The organism is Dyella sp., from assembly GCF_036568765.1.
In the GTDB taxonomy this organism is placed as follows: domain Bacteria; phylum Pseudomonadota; class Gammaproteobacteria; order Xanthomonadales; family Rhodanobacteraceae; genus GSA-30.
Genome location: NZ_DATCRY010000245.1, coordinates 1 through 5,380, shown reverse-complemented (window position 1 = coordinate 5,380; position 5,380 = coordinate 1). Strand labels below are relative to the sequence as shown.

The 5,380-nt window shown below is 63.9% G+C and carries 5 protein-coding genes and 1 pseudogene; 2 read left to right on the top strand and 4 right to left on the bottom strand.

Going from position 1 to position 5,380, the window contains the following annotated elements; translation table 11 throughout:
• Positions 1–189 precede the first annotated feature (189 nt).
• On the top strand, positions 190–696 hold the full coding sequence (locus tag VIM98_RS16550; protein WP_331994216.1) for a DUF2127 domain-containing protein: 507 nt from the start codon (positions 190–192) through the stop codon (positions 694–696).
• Here VIM98_RS16550 and VIM98_RS16545 read toward each other — a convergent pair.
• From VIM98_RS16545 to purL, 4 genes and pseudogenes are all read right to left on the bottom strand, one after another.
• A complete protein-coding gene (locus VIM98_RS16545) occupies positions 693–1,592 on the bottom strand; it encodes a DMT family transporter (protein ID WP_331994215.1) in 900 nt (299 codons plus the stop codon). The genes VIM98_RS16550 and VIM98_RS16545 overlap by 4 nt on opposite strands.
• A complete protein-coding gene (locus tag VIM98_RS16540) occupies positions 1,589–2,497 on the bottom strand; it encodes a glycosyltransferase family 2 protein (RefSeq protein ID WP_331994214.1) in 909 nt (302 codons plus the stop codon). Before VIM98_RS16540 ends, VIM98_RS16545 begins: the two co-directional genes overlap by 4 nt.
• Before the next feature lie 25 nt (positions 2,498–2,522).
• The gene (locus tag VIM98_RS16535) at positions 2,523–3,296 is read right to left on the bottom strand and encodes a hypothetical protein (protein ID WP_331994213.1); all 774 of its coding nucleotides are present in this window, start codon (positions 3,294–3,296) and stop codon (positions 2,523–2,525) included.
• Positions 3,297–3,506: 210 nt separating this feature from the next.
• A pseudogene (purL, locus tag VIM98_RS16530) lies at positions 3,507–5,309 on the bottom strand (phosphoribosylformylglycinamidine synthase); the annotation flags it as partial.
• Here purL and VIM98_RS20690 point away from each other — a divergent pair.
• A partial coding sequence (locus VIM98_RS20690) for a hypothetical protein (RefSeq protein ID WP_414650234.1) occupies positions 5,299–5,380 on the top strand: 82 nt, incomplete at its 3' end. The pseudogene purL and the gene VIM98_RS20690 overlap by 11 nt on opposite strands.

Below are 5,380 nucleotides of genomic sequence, written 5' to 3'. Positions count from 1 at the left end.
CTGCTGTTGAGGTCAAAGCGATCGGGACGAGGGGGGAGCCGTCGCAGAGGTGGCTCGCCCCCTTCGCTTTGAGTCCTTATGCCTGGAATAACGCCCAGGCCGCCTCCACCTCGGGACCGTGTCCGGCGGCCTATTCCCTATTCACGCCCCCGCCGGGACAATATTCGTTCCCCCCGCCCCCGGTTGCACATGTCCCAGTCTCACCCAAAGCCCATCCCGGCGATCGAGGCACAGCACAGCCTGGGCCTACGCATCATCGCCATCTATAAAGCCATTAAAACGGTCGGCCTGATCGCCATTGCGATTTTCGCGTTTCGCCTGGATCGTGAAGAAAACTTCGCTCACCTGGTCGACTGGCTCGAACACCTGTCCTTGACGGACAGCAACAGCCTGCGCTGGAAACTGGTGTATACCCTGCAGGACTGGGGCCCCAGCAAGTTTGTCGCCATCGGCCTGGTCGCGCTCGCCTACGCGGCAATTTTCGCTACCGAAGGCACAGGTCTATGGCTACGCAAGCACTGGGCCGAATGGTTCACCGTCATCGCCACCGGCTCGCTCGTACCGATCGAACTCTATGAAGTGATCGAGCGCTTCAACTGGATCAAACTGGCGGTGCTGATCGGCAACGTGGCGATCCTGATCTATCTGGTACGCATCGCCATCCAGCCGCGCCCCAAGGCCGTGCCGGAAAGCTAGACCTCGTGATGCAGGATCTCGGCAGACGGCGCCGGGTGCCTTGGCGCGAGCTCCACCAGATACATGGCGGCAAGTATCAGCAGGCCACCGACCAGCATTCGCCAGGTCATTGACTCACCGCCCAAGCCGACGGCGAAACCCGCCGCGAATACGGGCTCCAATGTCATGACAATCGCTGCACGCGTGGCGCTTAGATGCGCCTGCGCCCAGGTTTGCACCAGCATGGCACCGGCACCCGCCGCCAAGGCCATGTACACCACCGCCAACCAGGCTTTGCCATCGGGTGGAAGATGCGGGCCGCGCGGCAGCGTCGCCAGCAGACAGACTGCGCAGATCGCGAACATCTGCACCGCAGATAAAGCAAACGCGCTACCGGGCTTGGACCACTGCCCCAACCCCACGATATGCAGGGCGTACAACAGTGCCGAGGCAAGCGTAATCCAGACGCCGTAACCCAGGTTGAGACCTCGCAAGGCAAGTACCGCCAAGCCGCCGGCCGAAAGCAGCACCGCGATCCATGTGACCGATGGCAGGCGCTGACGCAGCAACACCGTGCAGAGCAGCGGCGTGAATACCACGTACATGCCGGTCGCAAAGCCGCTGATGCTGGCATCGGTGTGCTCGAGGCCGGTCGTCTGCAGCAACTGGCCGATTCCATAGACCACACCCAACGCAAGCCCTTGCCACCATTCGCGCGCGGTCAAGCGCAACAGCGGCTTGAAGAACAGCAGCAGCATGACGGCAGCGGAGATGAGAAAGCGCACCGCTAGAAAATCGGCGGTCGGCATGCGTCCGACCAGATCCTTGATAAGAAAGAACGTCGATCCCCAGATCGCCGTTACCGTCATCAAGCCAACTGTGGCAGTCACCTCGCCGCGCTGCGGCGAGCGATTCATGCGACCGCCTCCATCCGTGCGGCCCGTCGCTTCGCCAGACGCCACCATTGTCCGGGAATCTTCGCCGCAAAATGCGCCCAGATGCCCAACCAGACAAGTCCCGCCAGCAAGGGATTGTGCGCGGCGGGATCGAACTTGCGGAACCAGCGCCACATCCCGCGATGTTTGTGCCAACTGACGAAGACCGGCCGGTGGCGACTGGACGTGCCCTTGCCGTGCAAGACGCGTACATCGCCAGCAAGCCAGACTTCACCGCCGGCATCGCGCACGCGGCGACAGATATCGAGATCTTCGCAATGCAGGAAATACGCTTCGTCGAAACCGCCAATGCGCTGGAATAGATTGCGCGGCATCAACATGAGCGCACCGGAGACCGCCTCGGCCTGCACCATGGCATCCGGAATGGCACCGGAAATATTGACCCCCTCGCCGTGGCCGCCGAACAGTGTGCGCAACGCGCGCCCAACTAGCGGATCGCGGCGGAACGATGCCGGATCCGGCGTGCCATGTTCGTCGCACACCACGGCGCCGACGATACCCGCACCTGGCGTCTGCTCGAGACGATCGAGCAGGCGCTGCAAGCTGTCGCTTTCGAGCAGGCAATCGGGGTTCAACACCAGCAGCGTCTCTCCGCTTGCCAGTGCCGCACCGCGATTGATCGCCGGACCGAAGCCCAGGTTGGCGCCGTTGTAGACCACGCGCAAACGCGCGTCGCCGGCATGATCGCGCTCGATCGCCTGCGGTATGCCGTCATGGGAATCGTTATCGAGCAGGATGAATTGCAACGGCACGTTACTAGCAAGCGCGCGCCGCGCACATTCGCGCAGACTAGCGCCACTATCGGCGCTGACGACAATGATGCTGACGGCGGGGGAAGCGCCGGCCGGGGAGGATGGAGTGCTCACGTGCGCATTATGTCGGATACGGCGGTCAGCCGGTATCGCGCGGGGTGCCCAGCGCCTCATGCAACGAAGTCGGCACACCGTCGACACCATGAGCGAGCCAGGGCTGCTCGCCGTCCCAGCCATACAATTGCCAGCCACGCAGCCGGTGCACCTTGTCGGTATCCCGATCCCACAGCAGATCGCCACGCCCACCGGGTGCACTGGCGACAAACCAGCGAGCCGCAGGACTGAAGCTGCAGCGCCGGCTCAAGCGGTCGAAGCTGCGACCGGCACCGAAGCGATAACTGCCGCTTTCGGCATCGATCGCTCGATAAATAACCTGGCCACCTCGCGGGTCGGTCACAGCGCCGTCGACCTCGCGCCAGCGTGGCGGTACCAGTTCGACGATATGCGCTGGCGGCCCCACCGGCGCCATAGCCAGTTCGCGCCACTCCGGCTGTGCCGCTGCGCGCGGGGTTCGATGGACACGGTGATCAAGCAGGGATTCGAGCAAGGCAACCAGCGAAAAACCGACCAGGGCGCCGAGCAAGGCCGCGCCCCAGGCGACCAGATCGCCACCCAGGGCCCGTTGCAGCGCGAACAGCCAGGCGGGCAAGCCCCATTTGAGGCCGCGTCGGCACCAGAGCGCGAGGTCGTGGCGGCGATGCGCCAATATCGCGGCGCCCAGCGCGAGGGCTAGCAGCAAGGGCAACCCCAGCCACCACGGCGGAAGCGCGAGCAGACCGAACCACGCAGCCACCATCAGCGCCGTCAGTGGTATGCGCAAATACCAGGGCAAGTGGAAAAGTAAGGGTGGCATGCCGCGATTATCGATCAGGCGACGATGGGCATCGACATGGACCTCGCCATCACCGCGCGGTGTCCCCCTCCCCTGTTCACAGGGGAGGACCAGGGCGGGGTAAGTACTTGCGTCAGTCTTTCACGGTTCAACCAGAAAGCTCGGCACCCATCGCGAAGAGTTCATGCTCTCCCGGCATCCCCCGCAAGCAGACGGAGGGGCGATTGCGTTTTATCCACACCACACGCGCGCATTGCGGAACATCCGCATCCAGGGCGAGTCTTCGCCCCACGGGTCCGGACGCCAACTCATCTGCACACTGCGGAACACACGCTCCGGATGCGGCATCAGGATCGTCACGCGCCCTTCGGCGGCGGTGAATCCGGTCAAGCCGCCAGGCGAGCCATTCGGATTGAGCGGATAGTCTTCCGTCGGACGCCCCCGGTTATCGACGAAGCGCAGGGCGCCGCCGGACTTGGACGGGCTACAGGTCTGCGGAAAGCTCACGCGGCCCTCGCCGTGCGCCACCGCCACGGGAATGCGCGAACCCGTCATACCCTTGAAGAAAATACTTGGCGAGTCGAGTACTTCCAGCGTCACCATGCGCGCCTCATACTGCTCGGAGGCATTGCGCAGGAACTTCGGCCAATGCTGCGCGCCGGGAATGATGTCCTTGAGCTGACTCATCATCTGGCAGCCGTTGCACACGCCAAGCGCGAAACGCGATGTATCGGCGAAGAAAGCTTCGAACTCGGCACGCAAGTAGTCGTTGTAGAGGATCGAAGTGGCCCAGCCCCGACCGGCGCCGAGCACGTCGCCATAAGAAAAGCCCCCGCAAGCAGCAAAGCCGCGGAAATCGGCCAGCTTGATGCGACGCTCGGCCAGGTCCGACATGTGCACGTCGACTGCGTCAAAGCCAGCTCGTGTGAAGGCCGCCGCCATTTCCGCCTGGCCATTGACGCCCTGCTCGCGCAGGACGGCCACGCGCGGACGCGCACCCTTGGCAATGAACGGCGCTGCGACATCGTCGGTCGGATCGAACGCCAGCTTGGGGCTGATACCCGGATCGGCATCGTCCAGGCGCCATTCGCGCTCGGCGTCCGCGCTTTGCGGATTGTCACGCAGACGCTGCATGGCGTAACTGGCGTCGTTCCAGGCTGCGAACAGCGTGCTCCAGTTCCACTTGAACAACGTATCGCCGCCGAGGAACAGCTTGATGCCCAACTTTTCCTTGGGGCGGCCGATGCGATGCGCGAAGCCGGCTAGTCCATGTTTGACCAGCAAAGCCTCGAAGGCTTCGCGGTTGGCGACGGCCACTTGCAGTACCGCGCCGAGCTCTTCGTTGAACAGTGCGCGCAACGTCGCTTCGCCCCAACCTTCGAGCTGAATCTCCAGACCGCAATGACCCGCGAAGGCCATTTCCAGCAAGGTCACGATGACACCGCCGTCGGAACGGTCGTGATACGCAAGCAACAGACCGGCGCGATTGGCCTCCTGCACCAGATCGAACAAGGCCTTCAACTGCTTGGCGCTTTCCAGATCCGGTGGCACGCCGCCCCCGCGATTGAACACCTGGGTCAGCGCCGAGCTACCGAGGCGGTCGCGGCCGCCGCCGAGGTCGACCAGCCACAGGTCCGAATCGCCACGGTCCAGGCGCAATTGCGGAGTCAGCGTACGGCGCACATCGTCCACACGCGCAAAACCGGTGATTACCAGCGAGACCGGCGCAACCGTGCGCTGCGGTGTCTCGTCATCGTTCCACACGGTCTGCATGGACAAGGAATCCTTGCCGACCGGAATGGAGATATCCAGTTCGGGGCACAACTCCAGGCCGACTGCCTTGACCGCATCGAACAAGGCAGCGTCTTCGCCCGGGTGATTGATGGCTGCCATCCAGTTCGCCGACAGGCGCACTTCGCCCAGCGAACCGATCGAGGCCGCGGCCAGGTTGGTAATCGCCTCGCCCACGGCCAGGCGCGCGGCGTCCGCGCTGCTCAGCAGCGCCGACGCGGCGCGCCTGGCCGTGGGCGAGGCGATTACCAACCTGGCCGCGGCCTCGATCGGTTCGCTGGGCGAAGTGCGCCTGTCGGCGAACTGGATGGCAG

Coding starts and splice junctions, on each gene's coding strand:
- VIM98_RS16535 (WP_331994213.1), bottom strand. CDS start 3,296: ATGCCACCCTTACTTTTCCACTTGCCCTGGTATTTGCGCATACCACTG.
- VIM98_RS16545 (WP_331994215.1), bottom strand. CDS start 1,592: ATGAATCGCTCGCCGCAGCGCGGCGAGGTGACTGCCACAGTTGGCTTG.
- VIM98_RS16550 (WP_331994216.1), top strand. CDS start 190: ATGTCCCAGTCTCACCCAAAGCCCATCCCGGCGATCGAGGCACAGCAC.